Here is a 23,533-nt window from a genome sequence, read left to right as displayed (position 1 = left end):
TTAGAGAATCTCATATAGATTTTTATTTTAATCCTGTCCAAGTAGCCCATGCTGGGATAGCTGCTCCTGCTCCTGCTCCTGTTACATTAGTTCCTAATTTGAAACCTGCTAGTAAATTAGATTCTGATGTTACATTAGATATTTTTACATTAGTTAATGGATTAGCTGTAAAATAAGCTTGAGATTCTGCTCCATTAAAGTTAATTCCTAAACCAGATCCGCTAACAGTACCTTTGAAATTCTCTATATATAAATTATCAATTGTTCCTTTTGTACCACGTCTTAACATCACACCTGCTTCACTGGTTACAGTTGCAAGATTACGTCCAATTAAAGTAACATTTTTAAGTGTTGGATTAGATATTGGTTCTAAAGTTGGAGTTGTTGAGTTATTATCTGCCTCAATTCCACGACTATCAGATGAAAAAGCTGTTGCAGTAGATTGATTAGCATATAAATTAGTTACCTTTCCATTCCATCCTTCAGTCCAATCAAATGAATCATCTTGGTTACCAATTGAGATTAAATTTTCAGCATTTACTGATCCTCCAAACCATTCAAATCCATCATCAGACCCTTGGTAAGTTAAGATATTGTTGACAGTAGTACCATTTCCTACTGCATAGAAAGTCATTCCATTATACTCTGCATCTGGATTGATTAATGCTCCAGCATACTCAATTCTTATGTATGAATAAACTCCTGAATTATCTGCAGGATTATCTCCTCCATAAGTTAATCCAGTTACCTCAGCTTGTACATTTTTACCTAGGTTAGTAATTGCATTACCACAAATAACTATTCCTCCCCAATCACCAGCTTGTGGATTTGATTTTCCAGAAGTCATAACAATTGGTTTTGCAGCTGTACCTTGAGCGTTGATTTTACCTCCTTGTTTAACAGCTAAATATGATGCTACTTTAGCATCTGAACCTGCATAACTTATTAATTTCGTTCCTGCTGGAATAGTTAATGTAACTCCCTTGTCTACAATAACTCCTTCTTTAATAGTATATACAGTATTTGCATTTAAAGTTCTATCTGCAGTAATAGTTCCTGAAAGAACTTCTTCTTTATTTGGTTCAATTTCTCCTCCATCATTGTTGTCATCATTATTAGAACAACTTGTTAAATATGTTAACGAAAGAATAGCTGTTAAGCTTAAGATTAATTTTTTCATTGTGTATGTTTTTATGTTTGTAATTCTGTTATTTAAAAATTTTATATTTTACTCCTAGACTAACGTCTAAACCTTTTCTGAAATTTCTAGTATCAATTTCTCCTTGTTGATTATCTTGTATTCTTCTTATTTTAGAATTTAATAGATTATCCACTGACAATTTCATTTCCCAACGATCACCAATTTCTGCTCTGGAAATAAAGTTTAGTGTTACCACTCCTTTTTCTATTATATTTCCTCTTTCAAAAGATCCTAATGAATAAACTCGATCATGGAAATAATTTCCAATTAATGTAAACGATGGTTTAAAGTTGCCTTTCAATACTTTATATGATAAATCTGCATTTAAAAGTAAAGGAGACGCCCCTTGCAGCTTGTCTTCTTTCTCATTGAAGTTTACACTTAAAGTATTCTTTGTGTCTTCTGCAACTTTATCAGAATCCAACTTTTGTTTACTATACATTACTGTTGCATTGAAACCTGCGGAAAGTTCACTATGTCCTACATTTTTAATAAGATTTTTTCTCACTTCTAATTCAGCTCCAAATACGTATGCATTTTCACCTGCATTAACAAATGTATTATCATTTAATGCTGAGTTTAACAATACTTGTGAAATAGGATTTTGAATAAATTTACCAAATGCACCAAAAGATAATATCTCATTAGATGATGGAAATAACTCCCATTTTATATCAAGATTATAGTTATCTGATGAATTAAGGAAAGGATTACCTACAGAGTTTTCTCCAATACCTTCATATCTAAAAGGTGCTTTTTCTTTAAACTGTGGTAAAGTATATGTTTTACTCGCCGAAAGTCGTAGGTTCTGACGAGAATCAAGGCTATATTTTATATTAAGTGCTGGTAAAATGAATGTTTTATCAATATCTGCATCACTAAATTTTACTCCAGACATCGGGTAATTTGTATCCCATTCTATCTCTTGTAAAACCTTATCCACACGTACTCCTAAAGAATATGTAAAATTATCATTTATAGTTTGTTCAAAATTAGCGAAACCAGAATGTACAGTTAAATCTCCATTATAAGTATAAGGAACTAAACTTTCCATACGCTGTGTATTAATAAAGAAGGTACCTGGAATATAAGGTGATGAAGCTTGATTATCTCCATTTAAGAAATCATCTAATTTATTTGGATTAACTTTTACATCACCAGAGATTCTGAAGTTAAATTGGTTAGACTCAAAATCTCTTGATTTCTTTCTTCCATTATAACCAATTGTTAATTTACCATTATAATCATTCTCAGCATTTTTGAACAATTTATAAGATAAAATTGCTTTGCCTGCATATTCTGTTTCATCAATATACTGAAAGTATCTATTATTTGTAGTTGGAGAACCTGTATTAAAAGCATAATTATCTCCATCATTATGGATAAGATTATTCGTAATACGATCTGGCATATCCGAATGAACAAGATTGTAAGAAGCTCCCCAATCAATATCTAATCTATCTGATAATTGGTGTTTTCCTAATAATTGTCCAATTAATAATAAATTTTGTTCTGTTAAAGTTTGACGTGTAAATTCGTATCTATTGTCTTGAGGTAAATATGAATCATACTCATTTACTGAACTTTTTGATCCGTTAACCATTATTCCATTAGCAAAAAGTTGATGTTTAGGATTAATCTTATAATTAACATTCAACATTCCTGTTGTTTTAGTTGAATATTCGTATTTCTTAACCTTGAAATAATCAACTTCGATATTATCATTTGTAGTCCCAACAACTCTTTGAAAACCATCTTCATACGTATAGGAGTTACTAAAACTAGCTGTTCCAAAAACATTTAGTTTTCCTTGAGAACCTACATTAAATGATTTTCCTCCTGTCAAACCATAATCTTGATTAACAGGAAAGGCACTTTTATCTGGGCTCCAACGAGAAACAAATTGATAAGATTTGATAGATGTTGGCAAATTATTTCTGTTAAATCCGTAATATTTCAAATTATTTGCAACTTTGAAAGTTCTATCAACAGCTCGCATACTAACTCCACTTCCAAATTCTATATCTAAGAACCCTTTTCCTTCGTATAATTTTGATGAAATATCGACATTAGCACCTCCTATATCCCCATATAAATCAACATTATATACTTTATTTACCCCTACAGATTGAATAATATCAGAACCAAATAAATCTAATGAAATATTTTTGTTCTCAGGTTCATTAGATGGTAGTGGTAAACCATTTAACATCGTACTATTATATCTATCTCCAAGCCCGCGAACAAAAACACCTCCTTTTCCTTCTGATTTAGAGATTCCTGTTACCTGTTGAATTGCACTTTCCGCATTCGATAAACCTTTTCTTGAAAGTTCTTGCGATCCAACATTTTGTACAATTGTTACAGATTTTTTTTGAACGTTTAACAAACTAGCCTCTGATGACTTTATTTTATTTGCTGTTACTACAGCTGTTTCTAAATCAATTTTTCCATCCTTAAAATCTTCTGGTTTCAAATACATGTTTAATGTATTCGAATCTGATAAATTTTGAGAAACAGATTGATATCCATCTACTTTAATATCCAATTGATAAGTATCATCCGGAATAGAAATTTCGTAGTGACCTTTCTCGTCTGTTTTTGCTTGAATATTTAATCCTTCAACCACAAAAGTTTTTTCAGAAAGTGGTTGGTTTGTTTTTTGATCAAATAAAGTTCCTTCTAACTTAATATTAGTTTGTGCAAAAAGTGCTGCCGAACCTAATAATAAAAGTAAAGTTAAATTGCGTTTCATTGAAATTGTATAATTCGTGTTTGTTTGATGGCAAAGTTGCTGCAATCCAATGAAAAAGATTTTTAGAAATTGTAAAGATTTTGTTAGGTAATTGTTATGAAATTATCGTAACTTTAAATGAATGTTAAGAAATGTTTTTACCTAATTTCTCCTAAAATTTAAGCTTAATTTTACATCGACTAATTTTATTTAGTTATTACAAACAATTATGAAGAACATTAAAATTTTATTAGTTGACGACGAACCAGATATCTTAGAATTTATTGGTTACAACTTAAAAAAAGAAGGTTTTGAAATAGAAACAGCTCAAAACGGAATTGAAGGACTTAAACAAGCTAAAATTTTTCGCCCAGATTTAATTCTATTAGATGTTATGATGCCGCAAATGGATGGAATGGAAATGTGTGCGGAATTAAGAAAGTTAGATTCTTTCAAGGATACTTTAGTTGTTTTTCTTTCTGCTCGAGCTGAAGACTTTTCACAATTAGCAGGATATGAGGCAGGAGCGAATGATTACATTTTGAAACCAATAAAACCAAAAGTTTTGATTAGTAAACTAAATGCTTTATTGAAATTAAAACAACCAAACGAAGCTCCTAAAGATGAATTCATTAAACTAAATAATTTTGAAATTAACCGCGAAACTTATAAAGTAAATTACCAAGGACAAGACTTTTTGTTACCTCGAAAAGAATTTGAATTGATTGCTTTATTAGCTTCAAATCCAGAACGTGTTTTCAAACGTGAAGAAATTTTGGAGAAAGTTTGGGGAAATGAAGTTGTAGTTGGCGGACGTACAATTGACGTACATATGCGCAAATTACGCGAAAAATTTGGGAACGATCGTTTCTCTACAATCAAAGGAATTGGATACAAAATAAATGACTAAAAGCTCGTAATGGCTTCAACTTTCAAAGTTCAAAACATCTTTCTATTTGCCTTTCTCAGTACATTATTCTTGGCTTTAGGATTTGTTTTGTTCTCTTTTTTATGGTTTGGAAATATTGATTTTATTCTCCAAGAAAAACTATTTTTCATTAGTTTAATGCTTCTTTTATTGATTGGATTATCAATATTTTATTGGTTTTCTTTAAAAAATCAACGAAGAAAAGATTTTACTGAAATCTCGAAAAATATTCCACAATTTCAATCCAGCACAATGGATTTTGAAGAACTTTCTCAAAAAATTTCTACAATTACAGAAGATCAATCCAAAGAAATTGATGTTTTGAATGAGAGAGAAAATTACAGAAGAGATTTTCTTGGAAATATTTCGCATGAATTAAAAACGCCCCTTTTTTCAGTTCAGGGATATTTATTAACCTTGATTGAAGGTGGAGTTGAAGATGAATCTATTCGCGATAAATACTTAAACCGAATCAATAAATCGGTTGATCGATTGATTTATTTGGTCAAAGATTTGGACATGATTGCAGAGCTTGAACGTGGACGAATCAATATCGAATTTTCAGTTTTCAACTTGACGGCGCTTGTACAAGACGTTATTGATTTATTAGAAATTAAAGCTGAAAAAAATAACATCAAAATTTCTCTAAATTATCCTATTCATCAACCAATAAAAGTTGTAGGTGATATTCAGAAAATTCAACAGGTTTTAATCAATTTGATCGTAAACGCCATCAATTATTCTAATCCAAATACAGAAATTGACATCGATTTTGAAGAATATGATGATAAAATTCAAATCTCAATAAAAGATCAAGGCGTTGGGATAAAACAAGAAGACATTGACCGAATTTTCGAACGTTTTTATCGAATTGATAAATCTCGAAATCGTAACAATGGTGGATCTGGATTAGGTTTGGCAATTGTAAAACATATTTTAGAAGCTCATAAACAGAAAATTTATGTGACAAGTAAAATAGGAAAAGGCTCTACTTTTTCGTTCTATTTACAGAAAGCTTAATACTATTCTCGCTTCGTAAACTTCAAGGTAATGTTGTGTTTAAAAACTTTCAACGTGTCGTTTTTTGCCTCTTTCCACAAAAAATAAGGAGGTTTCAAATTCAATACATTTCCTTTTACAGCCAATGAATCCTCAAAAAGTTCAGCATAAAGAACTGTATCTTTTTTTAAGAATGCTTTGTCTTTATAATCAATCAAATAATAATCACTTCTGACATAAATAGGATCTTTGACACGAAGTGTTGAATCCTTTTTATCAAAATTCCATTTGATATTAATAGGATTAAAACCATCTTCGTACCCCACAAAAATACGTGTTGTATTTACAATATGACGAACAGAAAAAATAAGGACAGTAAAAAAAATAAGGATACCGATATAATATAATATCAATTCTTTTTTCATGGATTTGGTTTAGTTGTTGATTGTTAATGTACAAATATCGCCATTCTATCCTAAAAGATACATAAAAAATGTAAATTTGCATAAATTTAATTTTAATATAACTTCCAATAATGCAATATAATCCGAATGAAATCGAACCAAAATGGCAAAAATTTTGGATTGAAGACAAGACGTTCAAAGCTGAAAATCAATCAGAAAAACCTAAATTTTACGTATTAGATATGTTTCCTTATCCTTCTGGAGCAGGATTACACGTAGGTCATCCACTTGGATACATTGCGTCTGATATATATTCTCGATACAAAAAATTAAAGGGTTTCAACGTTTTACACCCAATGGGTTACGATTCTTTTGGTTTGCCTGCGGAACAATATGCTATCCAAACTGGTCAACATCCTGCGATTACAACAACAACGAATATCGAAGGTGGTGTTGATAAACAAGGAAATGTGATTGCTGGTTACGAGAACCAAATGAAAAAAATTGGTTTGGGATACGATTGGGATCGTGAAATCAGAACTTCAGAACCTGAATATTATAAATGGACACAATGGATTTTCAATCAATTATTTGATTCATATTATGATAATTCAACCGATAAAGCTGAATCCATTTCAAAATTAGTTGAAACATTCAAAACTGAAGGTAATGCAAATGTAAATGCTGTGGCAGATGATGATATTGAAATCTTTACGGCAGAGCAATGGAATGCCTATTCTGAAAAAGAACAACAAGCAATTTTATTAAAATATCGTTTAACTTTCTTAGCAGAAGCAGAAGTAAACTGGTGTCCAGATTTAGGAACTGTTTTAGCGAATGACGAAGTAATTAACGGATTATCTGAACGTGGAGGATTCCCTGTTGTGCGCAAAAAAATGACACAATGGATGATGCGTATCACGGCTTACGCTGATCGTTTATTAACTGGTTTAGATAAATTAGATTGGCCAGATCCGATCAAAGAATCTCAAAAAAATTGGATTGGTAAATCGCAAGGTGCATCAATCTTTTTTGATGTTGTAGGAAACGATGACAAAATTGAAGTTTTTACTACTCGTCCTGATACTGTTTTTGGTGTTTCTTATGTAACATTAGCGCCAGAGCATCCTTTAGTTTCTCAAATTACAACAGCAGAAAACAAAGCAAAAGTTGATGCTTATGTCGATTATACTTCAAAACGTTCTGAACGTGATCGTTTAGCGGATGCTAAAAATATTACAGGAGAATTTACCGGGGCTTACGCCATTCATCCATTTACAGGAAAACAAATTCCGATTTGGATTGGTGATTACGTATTGGCTTCTTATGGAACTGGAGCTGTAATGGCTGTTCCTGCTGGTGATGAACGTGATTTTGCTTTTGCAAATCATTTCAATTTACCAATTATTAATATTTTCAAAAATCAAGATATTTCTGAAGCTGCTTTTACAGAAAAAGGTGGATTCGAATTACAAGATTCTGATTTCTTAAACGGATTAGATTATAAACAAGCGGTTGCAAAAGCGATTGAAGCTTTAGAAGAAAAAAGTTTTGGACAAGGAAAAACAAACTTCCGTTTACGCGAAGCTGTTTTCTCTCGTCAAAGATATTGGGGAGAACCGGTTCCTGTTTACTTCAAGGACGGGATGCCTTACACAATTCCTACAGAAGCTTTACCAATTATTTTACCTGAAGTGGACGAATATTTACCAACATCTGAAGGTGAGCCACCATTAGGGCGTGCAACAAAATGGGCTTTTGATACAACAACTAATCAAGTTGTAGACAATAGTTTAATCAACAATGAAACAATTTTCCCTATCGAATTGAACACTATGCCAGGTTGGGCAGGTTCTTCTTGGTATTGGTTACGTTACATGGATGCAAAAAATGACAACGAGTTTGTATCAAAAGAAGCGGTTGATTATTGGCAAAATGTAGATTTGTACATGGGTGGATCTGAGCACGCGACTGGTCACTTGTTGTATTCTCGTTTTTGGCAAAAATTCTTGTTTGATAAAGGATTCGTTCCTACAGATGAATATGCAAAAAAACTGATTAACCAAGGAATGATTTTGGGAATGACCGCTTATGCATATAGAATTAATGGAACAAATACTTTTGTTTCCAAATCTTTGAAAGATCAGCATGAAACAACTCCAATCCGTATTGATGTTAAGTTGTTAAAAGATGGAGGCGACGAATTAGATACAGAAAAATTCAAAACTTGGAGAGAAGATTTTGCTAATGCAGAATTTATCTTAGAGGATGGTAAATACATCACAGGACGCGAGGTTGAAAAGATGTCAAAATCTTATTACAATGTTTTAAATCCTGATGATATTTGTAATCAATATGGAGCAGATTCTTTACGTTTATACGAAATGTTTTTAGGTCCAGTTGAGCAATCTAAACCATGGAATACACAAGGTTTATCTGGCGTTTATTCATTCTTGAAAAAATTCTGGAGATTGTATCATTCAGGAGCAGAAGAAACATTCTTCGTTTCAGAAGATGAGCCAACAAAAGAAGAAATGAAAGTGTTGCATCAAACCATCAAAAAGGTGGACGAAGATGTAAACAATTTCTCTTTTAATACATCGGTTTCTACTTTTATGATTGCAGCAAATGAATTAGGAAAATTAAAAACAACTAAACGTGCAATTTTAGAGCCTTTGGCAATTATTATTTCGCCTTATGCACCGCATATTGCAGAAGAATTATGGTCAAAATTAGGTCATGAAACATCAATTGCGCATGCAGATTTTCCTGTTTTCGAAGAAAAATGGTTAGTTGCAGATGCAAAAGAATATCCAGTTTCATTCAATGGTAAAATGAAATTCTTGTTAGAATTACCTTTATCGTTGTCAAAAGATGAAATTCAAGAAATTGTAATGAATGACGAACGTACCATCAAACAATTGGGTGATCGTACACCGAAAAACATTATTATTGTTCCTGGAAAAATCATTAATATCGTTGGATAAAATTCGTCAGTTCGAGTGATTTTTAGAAATGAAATGTATAAAAATTGTATCGAGAACAGAATTTTAAAACCTTATTCTCGATACTAAATTCTTTCAGAATTTCACTCGAATTGACGGTTTCAAAAATAAAAGTAAAAGCCTCGCAATTGCGAGGCTTTTACTTTTATTTTGCGTTAGGGATTGTAGTGAAAATCCTTTGCTGAATAGCAAAGATTGTAACGAAAAGCCCGCCCGTAGGGAACGCCCAAAACATATTAATTAGCCATATTGTCCCTTGTATTTTTTTGCACAGCAATAGCCCCAAAAATTGCCAATAAAAAAGCAAATGCATAGAAACCTTTCTCCGAAGGTAAGATTGTTGCATTCCAAAGACCTATGATTAAAAGCGTGATTGAAGCAATAGTTCCAAACCAACAAATTCCGTAATAAATATCGGTTACAGGGATTTGTTCCAATCGATCTCGAACAGCTTTTTGCAAAGATACTACTGCGAAAAGTCCAAATAAAAGAACGGTAAAGTAATAACCTTTCTCGTTTAATTCCATTTCGGCGCGCGTCAATCCAATAATATATCCAATCATTCCCGAGCCTAAAGCAATCCAAGAAGCTGCTATAAAAGCATTAGATACTTTTTGTTGTTTCATTTTATGTATTTTAGTAATAGATTAGCTGTAAATATAAAAATAATTTAATCTGATTTACAATAAAGATTATTCTTAACTCAATAAATATGAAATATTTACCAACTTTAGAAACGGAGCGTTTAATAATTCGTCCAATTACGATGGATGATTTGCAGGATTTTTATGAGATGGATTCTCAACCAGAAGTGCATACATTTCTGAAAAATCAACCAATTAAAACGATTGATGAAACAAGAGAAATCATCGAAAACTTATTGATTCAATACAACGAACTTGGACATGGACGAGTGGCTGTTATAGAGAAAGAATCGGGAAAAATGATTGGTTGGACTGGTTTTAAATACATGACCGAAAAAGAGGCGATGAATAATCGATTTGATTTCTTAGATTTTGGCTATCGTTACCGTAAAGAAACTTGGGGAAAAGGTTATGCAACAGAAGCTGCGAAAGCTTGCATGGATTTTTATAACGAAAATATGATTGATTTTAAACTAAATGCCATAACACATACAGAAAATGCAGCATCAAGAAATGTTTTAGAAAAAATAGGTTTCGAAGTCACTGAAACTTTTCATCTGGACATGTGGGATTTGGATTGCTTTTGGTATGAATTGAAGAAATAATTAACTTCAAAATAATCTTGGTTCACGCAACCTTTTAAGTAAATGATTCTCTTTCTTTTAAACACTATTTATATGAAAAAGAATTTTTTACTTTTTTTATTCGTCATTGGTTTTGGACAATTGATTTCTGCACAAGAAAAATCAAACGATGAACGCAAAAATGTCATCACTTTTAGCGTTCTTTCAGCAGCTTTATCGCCTCCAAGATGGACTTTTGGATACATCTATAAACTGAACGAGCGTTATTGGATTGGCTCTGAAATTGGCTACGGAAGTTATCATAGCATTCCTGTTAGCCACAAACCAAAATATAAAATCAACGAAGATTATCAACTTTTTGAGATTCGACCAGAATTTTTTATCAATCTAAGCGAAAACAGACGAGTAAAACATCTTATTTCTTCCGAGTTTTTCTATATTCATCACACCGATCATCTTGAAAATGGTGAATATTACCGAAATGATGCTCAAAATTTTTCGTATTTATATTCGTATGACGAAGCCGATTATAAACGAATAAAATATGGATTGAATATCAATTACAATATTTTTATTCCAACTCATAAAGGATTAGTTTTTATTCCAAAAGTTGGTTTGGGTGTAAAAAATAGAAATGTAAAATATTCGAATGTTACAAATTTAGAAAGTGTTGATACTCGAATTTTTGATGATTTTATGGGCGGTTTAGAAAATCATTATAAAAAAGAAGGTTCTTCTACAGATTTCAATTTAAATCTTAACTTTAAGATCGCTTATCAATTTTAAACAAAACATGAAAAAAATAATTTTAACGACAATTTGTTTGGCTGCATCACAAGCTAATTTTGCACAAAAAATTTCGACAAATGATTATGAAGTTAAAACAACTTTAGCTGATTTTAATCTGAAAGGAAAGGTTGAAAAAGTGACTTCAACTGCAACAGATGCAAAAGGAAATACCACAACTTTACCTTTTTTGGAGAATGAATTTTACAATCAAATTTCGTTAGAATTTAATCAAAAAGGATTGTTAACAAAGCGAACAAATTATTTGGATTATCAAGGAAAATTAGCTGTTTATAACTATGTTAATTACGACTACAATAACTCAAATTTTATTGATAAACAGACAAATACAGTTATTAACAATGGTGAAGATCCAAAACGAATTGCTTCCGACAAAACCTTTGTTTATGACAATAAAAATCGGTTGATAAACTTGACAGAAAATATTGAAGGGAAATCGTCAAAATCGAGTTATGAAACGATTTTTAATTATTCGAATAAGTTGGATAAAATCACGACAAAAGTGGAAGGTTCTACGATTAGTGAGAATAATTTGACATATAACAAAAATGGTTTATTGGTTTTGGATGAAATGACTTCTTTTGATGGAAAAAAAGGGCGAAAATCGTATTATATTTATGATAAAGAAACACCTATTTTTCAGGAAGAAATTGCTGGAAATTCGAGCAAAATAATGTTTTTTGAGAATGGAAACATTTCAAAATTACAATCATTTGACGCCAATAAAACGTTAGCTTATCAAGCTGATTTTGATTCGAAAAATGAAATTGTAAACTTCAAAAAACAATCCTTCCGAAATGGACAAACTGTTTTAACTTCTTATCAAGTTTCGTATGAATATGATTCGAAAAATAATTGGATAAAAGCTTCTATTTCAATCAATGGAGAATTGAAATATGTTGTAAAACGAACGATAAATTATTATTAAAACACAAAAGGTTGAGCAATGCTCAACCTTTCTTCACAAATAAATAACACAACACTACTTATTAAGTCATTAAAGTAGGATGTTAAGCTTAAATCGCTTTTGGCGTATATATTTTTCTTAATTCTTTTGTCGCCGCAACCATTTCGATTAATGCTTTTTCGGTTTCTTCCCAATGACGCGTTTTTAGTCCGCAATCAGGATTTACCCATAATTGATCTGCTGGAATAACTTTTGCCGCTTTCTCTATCAAATCAACCATTTCCTCTTTCGACGGAACGCGAGGCGAGTGAATATCATAAACTCCAGGTCCAATATCATTTGGATAATTGAAATCTGAAAAAGCATTTAATAATTCCATCTGACTTCTCGAACATTCAATTGTAATGACATCCGCATCTAAATCAGCAATATTTTGAATAATATCGTTGAATTCTGAATAACACATATGCGTATGAATTTGCGTAGAATTATCAACATTACTTGAGGCTAATTTAAACGAATCAACAGCCCATTTCAAATAATTTTGCCATTCATCTTTTCTTAATGGTAAACCTTCTCGAATTGCAGGCTCATCAATCTGAATAATTTTAATTCCAGCTTTTTCTAAATCCGAAACTTCATCTCGAATCGCCAATGCAATTTGTTTACACGTCGTAGATCTTGGCTGATCATCGCGAACAAAAGACCATTGTAAAATCGTAACTGGACCAGTCAACATTCCTTTTACTTTTTGTTCTGTGATAGATTGTGCATATTGTGACCAATAAACCGTCATTGGAACTGGGCGATAAACATCACCAAAAATAATCGGCGGTTTTACACAACGCGTTCCATAACTCTGAACCCAACCATTTTTAGAGAAAACAAATCCGGCTAATTTTTCACCAAAATATTCCACCATATCGTTGCGCTCATATTCACCATGCACCAAAACATCAATGCCAATTTCTTCTTGCCATTCTATCGTACGCTTCGTTTCTTGTTTCAATAAAGTATCATATTCTTCGGCAGATAATTCCCCTTTTTTATACTTCGCACGCCAACTTCTCACCTCTTGCGTTTGTGGAAAAGAGCCGATTGTTGTCGTAGGAAAAGGAGGAAGATTCAATACATTTTGTTGCACAATTTTTCGGTTTCCAAAACTATTTGCACGATTATAATCTTCATCTTTTATTGCATTTACTCGTTCTTTAACTTGAGTTTGATGAATTAATTGAGAATTTTTTCTATTATTAATAGAGAATTGATTCGCTTCATATTGTTGAATCAATTTTTCGTCATTCGGGTTTGAAAAATAATTTTTTAAGAAAGCAACTTCTTCTAATTTTTGCTTCGCAAATGCAAACCAATCTTTAATTGTAGTCGGAAGATTTTTTTCGTTTGTTTCTAAATCTAAATCACAAGGTGAATGTAATAATGAACAAGATGTTGAAATAATAACTCGTTTTTCTCCAATTTTGTTCACAACTTTTTCTATCGTTGAAAGTGATTTTTGAAAATCATTTTTCCAAATATTTCTACCATCAACTAAACCTAAAGAAAGTTTTAATTGAGAAGGAGCTTGATTCAATATTTCATCAAGTTGATTTTCGTCTCGAACCAAATCAAGATGCAAAATATCAATTGGTAAATTGATTGCTAAAGCTGTATTATCTTTCAATCCATCAAAATAAGTTGCGACCTGAATCGTAAGTTGAGGAAATTCTTTTCTTATTTTTTTGTAAACTTCTTGATAAGCCGTTTTCGATTTTTCGTCTAAATCTAAAGCTAAAAAAGGTTCGTCGAACTGAATTGTATTTGCTCCATGATTGATTAAATCATGAATAATTTCAAAGTAAACTGGCAATAAATTCTGAATTAAATCAATTCGATCAAATCCTTCTTCTTTTTCTTTTCCTAATAATAAATACGTAATCGGTCCAATTAAAACAGTTTTTGGATTAAAACCTTCTTTTTTGGCAGCGATAAATTCATTTACAATTAAGTTTGAGAAATATTTAAATTCTTGATTTTTTACAAATTCTGGAACGATATAATGGTAATTGGTATCAAACCATTTTGTCATTTCCATCGCTGTAATATCTAAATTATCTTTTTGATAGCCTCTTGCCATCGCAAAATATAAGTCTAATTCAGTATTCTTTTTATTTAAAGCAACTGTATTGAAACGCTCTGGAATTGCGCCAACTGATAACGTAAAATCTAAAACTTGATCGTAAAAAGAAAAGTCATTACACGGAATTAAATCAATTCCGGCAGCTTGTTGCAATGCCCAATTTTGTTTGGTAATTGTACGGCTTGTTTGCAATAAAGCTTGTAGTTCAATTTTACCTGCCCAATAATTTTCGCAGGCTTTTTTTAGTTCACGGTTAGCGCCAATTCTTGGATAACCTAAAATTTGTGTTTGCATTTTGATTGTTTTTTAATGTTCAAAAACACAAACGCGAGTTGATAAATAGTAAACCTATTTTGACAGACAGACTTCAAATCGCGAAAGTATCATCTTTTGTTTCTATTGGTAATCTGACTTGTAATTTGCATTACTTACAGTTGCGCGACAGCTCGTGATTCTCACACGATTCCCCAATAATTTGTTGTTTATTTCTTCACAAATGTAACAAGACAAAATAAACGATTGTAAAACTTGAAAAAATAAGATTATACTACTTATTATGACTAATTTTACAAAACAAAACACTTAAACAACGATAAAATATCGTGTTGAAAAGAATATTATTTGGATGGAAACATTAGATCAAACCGATTTAGAATTATTAAGAATTCTACAAAAAGATTCGAAATTGACAGTAAAAGCAATTGCTGCTTTAGTTAATTTATCTCCTTCACCCGTTTTTGAACGTATAAAAAGGTTGGAACAACAAGGTTATATCAAAAATTATAGAGCGGTTTTGGATGCAGAAAAGCTGAACAAAGGCTTTATGGTTTTTTGCAGCATCAAGCTAAAACAACATGATCGCACGATTGGGAATAAACTTGTAGAAGATATTTTGTTGATTGATGAAGTGGTGGAATGTTATAATATTTCGGGCGAATATGATTTTATCTTAAAAGTACAAGTTTTGGATATGAAGCAATATCAAGATTTTGTTTTCAATAAATTGGGCGCTTTAGAAAGCATCGGAAGTACGCACAGCTCTTTTGTGATGGCCGAAATAAAAAATACGTATGGAATAAATATTTAATAAAAACAAAAGGTCGAGCAATGCTCAACCTTTTTTCCACAAATAAATAACACACTACTTTTTGATTACTTTGAAAGTAGAATTGTTAATTTTTATGATGTAAACACCTTTTGGTAAAGAAGAAACATCTAATTGATTTTTCCCTTTTTGAAGTGTTTTCTCTGTCATTTTAGCTCCTGTAATAGCGAAAATTTCAGCTTTTGAAGCTTCATTTGTTTCGATAAACAATACATTGCTAACAGGATTTGGATAAACATTAATTGATGATTTATTTAGATCACTTGTTCCTAAAACAGTTGATGAAATTGTGATGTTTTGTGAAACAACTTTTCCATTCGAATTGAAAGAAATTTTGATTTTAGCTGTTCCATTTTTTAATGGATTAATTACTAATTCTTCCTTATCATTAATCGAAATTTCTGCTACATCATCATTTTCAATGATTTCTAAATCTTTTACAATTGCTGCTGATAAATTATCTAAATCAGAAACTTTATCTTTCAAATCAATTGTTGTTGCTGTATTGATATGATAAGTCGTCTCTAAATCATTAATAATTGGTGCTGCATTATCTGGAAAAACTGGTATTGAAGGAAACCAATAATATTCACTTAATTTCACAGATTTTTTAAGACTTCCATTATCAGAAAATCTATGAACAAAATTAATTTGTGAATTAGTTCCCCAACCTGAACCAATAGTAGTTAATACTAGTTCGTTTGTCAACGGATCAATCCTTAAACCTGCTCCATAATATGTTTCCTTTGGTGTCGTATCTTGACCAGGAATTTCTATAAAACTTTCTTCAAATTTATTGTTTGTTACATCGTATTTCACAACATTGATTCCTGATAGAAAATAAATAGTATTATCTTGTATTGAAGAACAAAAAGTACCAGCATTCCAAGCAGAAGGAGTTGGAACTGTTTTCGTAGGAATAGCAATTTCTGTAGTTTCTAAAGTCGTAGGATTTATTTTGACTAATTTTTTAGATAAAGCTCCCCATACATTTCCATCTTTAGATTGCACAACTGAAATAAAACTTCCAGCAATCGTTTGTTTTATTTGATGTGTTTTTGGGTCGATAACTAAAATTCCTCCAGTACTTGAAACAGCAAAAACAAATTTAGATGTACGAATCATATTTCCTACTTGACCAACTTTAGAAGTTCCATCAATCAGAGAACCAATTTTTAAATTCTCAATATCAAAAAGATAAATTCCTTTTGCAGATCCTATATAACCTTTTTTACTATTAATCCCAAGAAAACTTCTACCATCAGCACCAATTGTTTCGAAACTTGCTTTTTTCTGTAATGTTTTCGAATCTGCAACAACTAAACGATTTCCTTGTTTCGAAACAATGTAAAAATTATCGCCATATATTGTTCCATATTGAGAAGTTACACCAAATTCTTCACCAGGATTAACTGTTTTATAAACATTATAATCAATCGAATCATTTGCATTGATAAAATTGATTGAGCCATTTGAATGACCAAACCAATCTTCATTCACAATAAAAACGCCGTTTGTGTATTCTTTTGTTTGTGCAAAACTTGTTTGAAATGCAGCAATTGTAAAAACCGAAAGTAAAATTTTTTTCATGTATTGTTTTTTAGAAATCCGAAACCATCATCCATGAATGATAGTCTCGGATAAAAATATTTAGAAATGAGATTTATTGAATTTTTTCTACTTTTAATTTATCCATTGTAAAGTATAATGCTGTATTTGCTCCCCAATTTCCTACATCGGTTGTTTCTAAGAAAAACATTAAATACTTGACTTCTCCTAAAGACGAAAGATCAACATCTTGCCAAGTTGTTGAAATGTTATTTACTCCATTTCTGAAATCAACAAAGTAATGTGTCACAGGTTTTTCTGTTGTTAATTGCTTATTAGCCGAAACTCCATAAATATGAATAGCGAAATAATCTCCTTTTTCAAATTTTCTTGCATAAGCATCTCCGTTCATAATTCCATAGTAAGACCAAGGACTAATCGCTAATTTTACACTTTTGGCTTTATATTTATTCGCCATATCCAAAATTTCTACTACACTAGAAAATCTGTCAATCTTAACTTCTTCTCCATATTTCAAAACTTTTTCTGATGGTTTATGATCTGCAAAAGAAACCAAAAAAGGTGTTCCTTGTCCATTTGCTCCTCCTTTTGCCATAGTTCCCCATTGATTATCTAACCAACCTCCTTCATTCTTTATTTGATCAGAATTATCATTACTATTAGAAACCGTGAATCCCATCCATGTTAAATATTCGGGCCAAGCAGTATGCTTTAGTTTGAAAATTCCTAAAATTAAATCTGTATCTTCTTTATATGTTCCTTCCCAAATTTTACCTCCAGAAGTTGAAATTCCTTTCGAAAGATCGAACTTAGAAACATCTAATGTTTGGTATTTTTTTAACTCAACTACCTCATTTTTATAATCATCATCATTACATGATGACAAAAATGTGATAGATGACGCGATGATTAATAGATTAAAAAAAAGTTTTTTTGCAAATTGTAAATTTATAGTCTTCATATTGATGAAATAATTGTAAAAAAACCGTCTCATCATCGTAACAACTCGACGGTTTATAAAAAATATTTAGTGTTAATTATAGATGTAAATCGTAAGCTCCTGCAACTTCTGTTGAGATTTCGCCTAACCAACCTGCTTCTTGATTTGTTGCTGTGTAAACTTTGATAAAATCGATTCCCATTAACTTAACTGGATTACCATTTTTATCAACAGCCCAATCGATATCAATGTTTGAATCTTCGCTATTATTTGGTGCATTATCTACATAACCATAAGCATATTGTTTACCAGTCCAAATACCATTTTTCTCTGTATAATTGCTTTCCAAAAGTGTACCTGTAAATTTTAACTGATCCGAACCAAACCACAATGGATAATATGATTGCTTATGATAACTGTTTTTAGTTTTATAACCTGAATTTCCTTGATTATCAGACCATTTTATATACTCAATATCTGTTTGCCATCCAATAGTACCTTTTACAGGCGTTTTATTTTCGTCTGGCTTAGTATACGTTATAGTGTAATTTTTTATTGTATTTGGATTCGTGTACTCACTTCCTGCAATTTCGTACCATTCGTCGTCATCTGGTTTTCCATTTTTATTTTTATCATATGCAACCATCACAATTCCAGGTTCAGAAGATCCAGCAAAACCATTTCCTAAAACTTTAAAATCGCGTTTGTTTGGTTGGTTCATAATCGTATGGTCAAAACCAAATACCACATATCCTCCGTAACCTCCAAGTGTAATCATTGTAGATTTTTCTCCTACTAAAGCCTTAGCAGCTTTGGCTGTCATATCAGCTTGAGTTTCTCCTGTTACATAAGCTGGTAAAGCATTTGTGAATTGTCCAACTGCTGGCAAATAATCAAAGACTTGAGAAATATATTTACTGTAAGTAGATAATTCTTGTGTAACATTAACCTTTGTTTTTATCGTTTTAGAAGTTACTCCTGAAGTAATTTCTAATGTTAAATCATAAGCACCAACTTTATCAGAAACAAAACCTAAGGTTTTCTCATTACCAATAATTTCATTGCCAAGTTTCCATGTATATGTTGCATTTTCGAAACCAGAAACAGTTGGTTCAATTGAAACAATTTTTAAACGTGCTGCATCATAAGATACTTGTAAAGTAGCATTATCAGGATTAGTCTCGATAATGTTTTCATCATCACTACAGCTTTGTATTAAAGCAAAACTTAGTGCGGTTAGTAAGATTTTAGAATATTTCATATGTAAATTTTATTTATAGACAAAAGCAAAGTGAGCAGGAATATTTCCAGCAGCAGTTTTCCATTTAAAAGCACCATTTTTATCAAAACAATAGATGTAACCCATCGAAACATAATTTCCGACATCGGTTAGAAAAAGATCTTTGGTTTGAGGATTTACAGCAATTCCGTAAGGCGTTTCGATTTCATTAATAACAGGATCATTGACCAATGTTTTGTTGATAACTTGTTCTGTTTTGGTATCAATTACACCATAAGTTTTTGTGTATTCGAAAGTTGTGTAACTAAATTCGTTTGAATAATAATAGAGTTTGTTATCAACAATTGTAAAGTTAGAAACAGGAATATCAAATTTCTTTTTGATTTGATGCGTTTTACTATCCAACACATATAAATTTGATGGAACGTTGTAATAATCACCACGAGAAGTCACATATAAATCGCCATCTGCATCTTTTTTTAAACGATGAAGGTTTACTTCAACATCAATTTTTTTAGTTTCTTTAAATGTTGATAAATCAATCACTGAAACTGTTTTATCATACTCAGGAACTCGATAACCTCCTGAGTTTGCTACATACAAATTGTTCCCAACAACTTCTAATTCTTCTGGCTGATAACCTACGGTCACTTGTCGCGTAACCGATAAATTAATCGTATCAATTTCGACCACTTTTCCTAAAGGTGCTTTCGGATCGATTGTAACAGGACCAGCATACGAAGATGCATACGCTTTACCATTTGCAAACGTGATGTAACGACCATTTTCTAAAGGAATTGTTCCCAAATGTTTGGCTGTTCTTGCATCCATTACTTCGATAAAGTTTGATACATTGATAACCGCATATAATTTATTTCCATAAATTTTTATATCATTCCCAACATCACCCAATTCCTTTACCATAGTAGGATTTACGGTTGCATATATGTTTCGATTATAAGTTCCTGTTGTAAAGTCCATATAATCTACCGTAGCCATATTGCTTCCCATATTTCCTTCGTTTAGCAAATAAAAACCAACGACATCTGTTTTTTCGGGATCAGTTACACCTTCTTCTTCTTTCTCAATCAAATAAGTATCTTGTTGACAAGCATAAAAAGTGATTGCTGTAAAAAAACAGACGAATAATTGTTTGAAATTTCTCATAAGTTTGCGCTTAGTATTAGTTTGAATTGTCTTCCTGGCATTGGATAATTTAAAACCACATCATATTGCTGATTCAAAATATTATTTAATTCAAAAGAAACTTTGAACAAATTTTGATTCAACCTAAATTCTTTATGTATTCCTAAATCATTTGTAAACCAAGGATTAAGACGATTTATTTTAATATTATCTTGATGAACATTGTAACGTTCGCCCACATAAATAAAACTGTAATTAAAATTCCACGTTTTATAAGAAGCAGCTAACACAAAAGAGCCACTATGTTTTGGTGTATATGGAATTTGATTTTTGTAGTAACTTTTCTTCGAATTCGAATAATCCAACGCTTGCAAAAAACCATAGTTAAGCATTGGTGAAACTTCTATTTCTCCTAGTTGGAATGTTGATCGAATTTTAACATCCAACCCTTTTATTCTAACTTCATCCAAATTCAACATCGTAAAACGAAACAGGCTTCCCGAAGGCGCAGCAACAATTTTATCAGTTACTTCATTGTAAAAAGCATCGGCTTGAATTGTAATATTTTTGAAAAAATTTGGAGTTGATTTTGAATAGGTAAAACCAACATTATATTGCGTTGAATATTCTGGTCGAAGATTAGAATAACCAATATTTGTATAATACAAATCGTTGAACGTTGGCATTCTAAAAATACGTTTGTAAAATGCTCTGACATTAAAATCATGAGATTTGAATGGTTGATAATTGGCGATAATTGTTGGCGTCCATACATTTTTATCTGGAGCACTTGTGTTCATTTCTACTGATTCTTTTACAAAAGTTCCTAATAAACTTCCTTGTAAACTCAAACGTCCAAGACGATAAGTAGACGCGAACGCAACAAGATTTGTATGACGAGTAGGAAAAGAAAAATTCTTTAAATCAGCTCCCATATTATTAAACTGATAATCTGTTGCAACATTCACATCCCAATTATCTGTAATCGAATAAAGATTTGCCCAAGACACATAAAACTCGCGTTGTGTGTACTTATTTTCTGTTTTTACGGTCGAAACTGTATCTGTATAATGGGTGAAATCGTAAGCAAATTTTGCGTTTATCTTCGATTGAAAATTTCTGAATCGTTTTTCATATTTTCCTTGAACAAAATAATTTCGATCAACCAAAGTTTGTCCGCGTCCATCAAATCGACCACGAACAATTGCGGCAGGAATTCCACGATCAGAATCATATAAATATCCTTTTACATTCCAATTCGATTGATTTCCTTTTCCGATCAATCCTAATTCCAAACGTTTCGCATCAACTTGTCCATCTCTACGTTTCAAAACTGTATCGTATGCAGTTGTTCCATCCAAATTTTTGCGTTGATAACGGAATTTATATACACCATTAGTTTTAACATATTCAGCACTCAAAACAGCTGATAATCTATCCGTAATTTTTTGTTCAATACGAATAGAAGGATTGATTAATTGAATCGAACCTAGCTTATAACGAAGTGTAGCATTTGTTTTTTTATCACCAATAAAAACAGGTTTTTTGGTTTGAAGATAAATAGCTGAAGCAGAAGCATAATCTTTCGCCGATTGAAAAATATTACTTTTTTGACCATTATATAAAGAAATCACTTCCATATCGTCTAAAGAAAATTTCCCTAAATCGACAATTCCATTCTGTGCATTTCCCAATTGAATTCCATCATAAAAAACTGCAACATGTTGAGATCCCATCCCACGAACATCAATAGTTTTTAAACCTCCAACTCCACCGTAATCTTTGATTTGCACACCTGCAAAAAAACGAACAGCATCAGCCACAGAATGGCTATTTAAAGCCTCTAGTTGCTCTCCCTTCAATTCCTGAACAGGAACAACGGCTTTTGCATTATTCTTTAAGATATTAACTTGCTGAAGCTCTAAAATACTATCATGAATAATTTGCGCAGAGGCTATGCGACATGAAAGCAAAATCAAGCTGCAACAAATAATTATAGTTTTCAGATTTCTCATTTAGCAATAATCAATTGTTGCTAACGAGAGTGTATGAAGAAGTATTGAAAGGACGAACCTATCCAAAATTTGAACTTCACGCTTTAGTCCCCGAAAGCATTCAACATTTATCATTTTGGTAGGTCTTCTGACTTACTCCTTTTTTAGAAATCCTTCCCATTTTATGAACAGTGGATCTATGTATCTAAAAAAAATATGGAGCTTACAGCAGCGGGTCTGTTCAGGATTTTCACCTGATTCCCTGTTACCGAACGATTAAGTTCGCACCAAATGTTAATCAAAAGTAAAATTATTATTTTGAATAAACAATTAAATCTTTATCAATAATGTAAAACAAAAAAAGCTAACTCATTCGTTAGCTTACTCTTTTACTTTATTTATTTCAATTACTTCTCCAGTTTCATCAACCTGAACAGCGATCTTTTCATAATTCCATTTATCAAATTCTTTCTCTCCAACAATAATTGCAGTTCCAGAACCTTTTGTCCCTTTTATTGGAACAGAAATATTAGCTTCTCCAGTATTATTCGATACAGAAATATTTCCACTAAATATTCCATTCGTTTTAACATCCGTACCCAATTTTTGCTGAACTTCAGGATTTTGATTGATAATATTGATTGCATGTTTCGTCACATCACTATCAGATGTTAACTTACTAAAACCCCAAAAAGCGCCTCCAATTAACAATCCAAAAAATAAAATGACAAACGATAAACAGCCAACAGGCACTACCCATTTCCAATTGCGTTTAAACCAACTTTCCTTTGGTAACAATTGATTATCAAATTGATTTTCTTCCATAATGTTTAGGTTTTGAGTAAAGATAATAAATTTGGGCGTTCGCTTGTTAAATTTAAATTATAAACAAAAATAATACTGTTACTTGGAACTTAGCGAAATGAAGAATCTTAAGTTATAAGACGCAAGATTTAAGGCTTAGAGAATAAAAATCTAAGCAAAATATCCCCTTGAGAGGATTATAGAGGTGTTTTCGAGTTCTAAGTTAGTTGTAAAAAGGAAGCCTCTTATTAACTGACTAGAAGCTTGTTGTTTTATAAAGCATAGTTTTGAGATGCGTTGAAGTAAAGCTTACATTTTACTTAATACATTTTACTTGTACATTATACAAAAAAGTATAAACATAAAAAAAGCCTCAAGAAAATAA

General features: G+C 31.5%; 18 protein-coding genes and 2 riboswitches. Of the genes, 7 read left to right on the top strand and 11 right to left on the bottom strand.

Going from position 1 to position 23,533, the window contains the following annotated elements:
- Positions 1–22: 22 nt before the first annotated feature.
- Positions 23–1,180: a hypothetical protein gene (locus B4H69_RS01630; RefSeq protein WP_038336811.1), complete on the bottom strand. Its 1,158-nt coding sequence runs from the start codon at positions 1,178–1,180 to the stop codon at positions 23–25.
- 28 nt (positions 1,181–1,208) lie between these two features.
- Positions 1,209–3,956, bottom strand: coding sequence for a TonB-dependent receptor (locus tag B4H69_RS01625; protein WP_038336814.1), 2,748 nt, complete (start codon positions 3,954–3,956; stop codon positions 1,209–1,211).
- Positions 3,957–4,164: 208 nt separating this feature from the next.
- Here B4H69_RS01625 and B4H69_RS01620 point away from each other — a divergent pair, with 208 nt between their 5' ends.
- Positions 4,165–4,845: a response regulator transcription factor gene (locus B4H69_RS01620; RefSeq protein WP_038336816.1), complete on the top strand. Its 681-nt coding sequence runs from the start codon at positions 4,165–4,167 to the stop codon at positions 4,843–4,845.
- A gap of 9 nt (positions 4,846–4,854) precedes the next feature.
- Entirely contained in the window at positions 4,855–5,883 is a 1,029-nt protein-coding gene (locus B4H69_RS01615) for a sensor histidine kinase (protein WP_038336818.1), read from the top strand.
- 2 nt (positions 5,884–5,885) lie between these two features.
- On the opposite strand, the gene B4H69_RS01610 is transcribed toward B4H69_RS01615, so the two are convergent.
- A complete protein-coding gene (locus B4H69_RS01610; RefSeq protein WP_038336819.1) occupies positions 5,886–6,287 on the bottom strand; it encodes a hypothetical protein in 402 nt (133 codons plus the stop codon).
- Positions 6,288–6,397: 110 nt separating this feature from the next.
- On the opposite strand from B4H69_RS01610, the gene leuS reads away from it, so the two are divergent.
- Entirely contained in the window at positions 6,398–9,253 is a 2,856-nt protein-coding gene (gene leuS, locus B4H69_RS01605) for a leucine--tRNA ligase (RefSeq protein WP_115002230.1), read from the top strand.
- Positions 9,254–9,507: 254 nt separating this feature from the next.
- Here the strand turns inward: leuS and yiaA are convergent, their stop codons facing one another.
- Positions 9,508–9,897 carry an inner membrane protein YiaA gene (gene yiaA / locus B4H69_RS01600; protein WP_038336823.1) on the bottom strand — a complete coding sequence of 130 codons (390 nt, stop codon included), beginning with the start codon at positions 9,895–9,897 and terminating at the stop codon, positions 9,508–9,510.
- A gap of 86 nt (positions 9,898–9,983) precedes the next feature.
- Between yiaA and B4H69_RS01595 the strand changes: the two genes are divergently transcribed.
- From B4H69_RS01595 to B4H69_RS01585, 3 genes are all read left to right on the top strand, one after another.
- On the top strand, positions 9,984–10,520 hold the full coding sequence (locus B4H69_RS01595; protein ID WP_038336824.1) for a GNAT family N-acetyltransferase: 537 nt from the start codon (positions 9,984–9,986) through the stop codon (positions 10,518–10,520).
- A 72-nt stretch (positions 10,521–10,592) separates the two neighbouring features.
- Positions 10,593–11,285 (top strand): hypothetical protein, encoded by a 693-nt coding sequence (locus B4H69_RS01590; protein ID WP_115002229.1) that lies wholly within the window; start codon positions 10,593–10,595, stop codon positions 11,283–11,285.
- A gap of 7 nt (positions 11,286–11,292) precedes the next feature.
- Positions 11,293–12,234: a hypothetical protein gene (locus B4H69_RS01585; RefSeq protein WP_115002227.1), complete on the top strand. Its 942-nt coding sequence runs from the start codon at positions 11,293–11,295 to the stop codon at positions 12,232–12,234.
- Between the two features lie 88 nt (positions 12,235–12,322).
- On the opposite strand, the gene metE is transcribed toward B4H69_RS01585, so the two are convergent.
- Positions 12,323–14,644 (bottom strand): 5-methyltetrahydropteroyltriglutamate--homocysteine S-methyltransferase, encoded by a 2,322-nt coding sequence (gene metE, locus B4H69_RS01580; protein ID WP_115002225.1) that lies wholly within the window; start codon positions 14,642–14,644, stop codon positions 12,323–12,325.
- An 86-nt stretch (positions 14,645–14,730) separates the two neighbouring features.
- Positions 14,731–14,866, bottom strand: a riboswitch (cobalamin riboswitch).
- Positions 14,867–14,975: 109 nt separating this feature from the next.
- Between metE and B4H69_RS01575 the strand changes: the two genes are divergently transcribed.
- Positions 14,976–15,437: an Lrp/AsnC family transcriptional regulator gene (locus B4H69_RS01575; RefSeq protein ID WP_038336827.1), complete on the top strand. Its 462-nt coding sequence runs from the start codon at positions 14,976–14,978 to the stop codon at positions 15,435–15,437.
- A gap of 54 nt (positions 15,438–15,491) precedes the next feature.
- On the opposite strand, the gene B4H69_RS01570 is transcribed toward B4H69_RS01575, so the two are convergent.
- The 6 genes from B4H69_RS01570 to B4H69_RS01545 all read right to left on the bottom strand — a co-directional run bounded on the left by B4H69_RS01570 (position 15,492) and on the right by B4H69_RS01545 (position 23,169).
- Entirely contained in the window at positions 15,492–17,045 is a 1,554-nt protein-coding gene (locus B4H69_RS01570) for a DUF5074 domain-containing protein (protein WP_115002224.1), read from the bottom strand.
- A 73-nt stretch (positions 17,046–17,118) separates the two neighbouring features.
- Positions 17,119–17,985, bottom strand: a complete 867-nt coding sequence (locus B4H69_RS01565) for a DUF4465 domain-containing protein (protein WP_260392520.1) — start codon at positions 17,983–17,985, stop codon at positions 17,119–17,121.
- Positions 17,986–18,061: 76 nt separating this feature from the next.
- Positions 18,062–19,225, bottom strand: a complete 1,164-nt coding sequence (locus B4H69_RS01560; RefSeq protein WP_291092504.1) for a PKD-like domain-containing protein — start codon at positions 19,223–19,225, stop codon at positions 18,062–18,064.
- 9 nt (positions 19,226–19,234) lie between these two features.
- Positions 19,235–20,371 carry a YncE family protein gene (locus B4H69_RS01555; protein ID WP_291092502.1) on the bottom strand — a complete coding sequence of 379 codons (1,137 nt, stop codon included), beginning with the start codon at positions 20,369–20,371 and terminating at the stop codon, positions 19,235–19,237.
- Positions 20,368–22,365, bottom strand: a complete 1,998-nt coding sequence (locus B4H69_RS01550) for a TonB-dependent receptor (protein ID WP_291075626.1) — start codon at positions 22,363–22,365, stop codon at positions 20,368–20,370. The genes B4H69_RS01555 and B4H69_RS01550 overlap by 4 nt, the downstream gene beginning before the upstream one ends.
- 99 nt (positions 22,366–22,464) lie before the next feature.
- Positions 22,465–22,651, bottom strand: a riboswitch (cobalamin riboswitch).
- 74 nt (positions 22,652–22,725) lie between these two features.
- A complete protein-coding gene (locus tag B4H69_RS01545) occupies positions 22,726–23,169 on the bottom strand; it encodes a cytochrome c oxidase assembly factor Coa1 family protein (RefSeq protein ID WP_286474506.1) in 444 nt (147 codons plus the stop codon).
- Positions 23,170–23,533: the final 364 nt, after the last annotated feature.

Source organism: Empedobacter sp. UBA6745 (genome assembly GCF_002453775.1).
GTDB classification, from domain to species: domain Bacteria; phylum Bacteroidota; class Bacteroidia; order Flavobacteriales; family Weeksellaceae; genus Empedobacter; species Empedobacter falsenii_C.
Note: the sequence above shows the minus strand (reverse complement) of the source record. Positions and strands in the feature narration are given on the sequence as shown.

What these genes read in the sequence shown, in the direction of transcription:
- B4H69_RS01625 (WP_038336814.1), bottom strand. Translation starts at nt 3,956, where the DNA reads ATGAAACGCAATTTAACTTTACTTTTATTATTAGGTTCGGCAGCACTT.
- yiaA (WP_038336823.1), bottom strand. Translation starts at nt 9,897, where the DNA reads ATGAAACAACAAAAAGTATCTAATGCTTTTATAGCAGCTTCTTGGATT.
- B4H69_RS01555 (WP_291092502.1), bottom strand. Translation starts at nt 20,371, where the DNA reads ATGAGAAATTTCAAACAATTATTCGTCTGTTTTTTTACAGCAATCACT.
- B4H69_RS01620 (WP_038336816.1), top strand. Translation starts at nt 4,165, where the DNA reads ATGAAGAACATTAAAATTTTATTAGTTGACGACGAACCAGATATCTTA.
- B4H69_RS01565 (WP_260392520.1), bottom strand. Translation starts at nt 17,985, where the DNA reads ATGAAGACTATAAATTTACAATTTGCAAAAAAACTTTTTTTTAATCTA.
- B4H69_RS01590 (WP_115002229.1), top strand. Translation starts at nt 10,593, where the DNA reads ATGAAAAAGAATTTTTTACTTTTTTTATTCGTCATTGGTTTTGGACAA.
- leuS (WP_115002230.1), top strand. Translation starts at nt 6,398, where the DNA reads ATGCAATATAATCCGAATGAAATCGAACCAAAATGGCAAAAATTTTGG.
- B4H69_RS01570 (WP_115002224.1), bottom strand. Translation starts at nt 17,045, where the DNA reads ATGAAAAAAATTTTACTTTCGGTTTTTACAATTGCTGCATTTCAAACA.
- B4H69_RS01560 (WP_291092504.1), bottom strand. Translation starts at nt 19,225, where the DNA reads ATGAAATATTCTAAAATCTTACTAACCGCACTAAGTTTTGCTTTAATA.
- B4H69_RS01550 (WP_291075626.1), bottom strand. Translation starts at nt 22,365, where the DNA reads ATGAGAAATCTGAAAACTATAATTATTTGTTGCAGCTTGATTTTGCTT.
- B4H69_RS01615 (WP_038336818.1), top strand. Translation starts at nt 4,855, where the DNA reads ATGGCTTCAACTTTCAAAGTTCAAAACATCTTTCTATTTGCCTTTCTC.
- B4H69_RS01545 (WP_286474506.1), bottom strand. Translation starts at nt 23,169, where the DNA reads ATGGAAGAAAATCAATTTGATAATCAATTGTTACCAAAGGAAAGTTGG.
- B4H69_RS01575 (WP_038336827.1), top strand. Translation starts at nt 14,976, where the DNA reads ATGGAAACATTAGATCAAACCGATTTAGAATTATTAAGAATTCTACAA.
- B4H69_RS01630 (WP_038336811.1), bottom strand. Translation starts at nt 1,180, where the DNA reads ATGAAAAAATTAATCTTAAGCTTAACAGCTATTCTTTCGTTAACATAT.
- B4H69_RS01585 (WP_115002227.1), top strand. Translation starts at nt 11,293, where the DNA reads ATGAAAAAAATAATTTTAACGACAATTTGTTTGGCTGCATCACAAGCT.
- B4H69_RS01595 (WP_038336824.1), top strand. Translation starts at nt 9,984, where the DNA reads ATGAAATATTTACCAACTTTAGAAACGGAGCGTTTAATAATTCGTCCA.
- metE (WP_115002225.1), bottom strand. Translation starts at nt 14,644, where the DNA reads ATGCAAACACAAATTTTAGGTTATCCAAGAATTGGCGCTAACCGTGAA.
- B4H69_RS01610 (WP_038336819.1), bottom strand. Translation starts at nt 6,287, where the DNA reads ATGAAAAAAGAATTGATATTATATTATATCGGTATCCTTATTTTTTTT.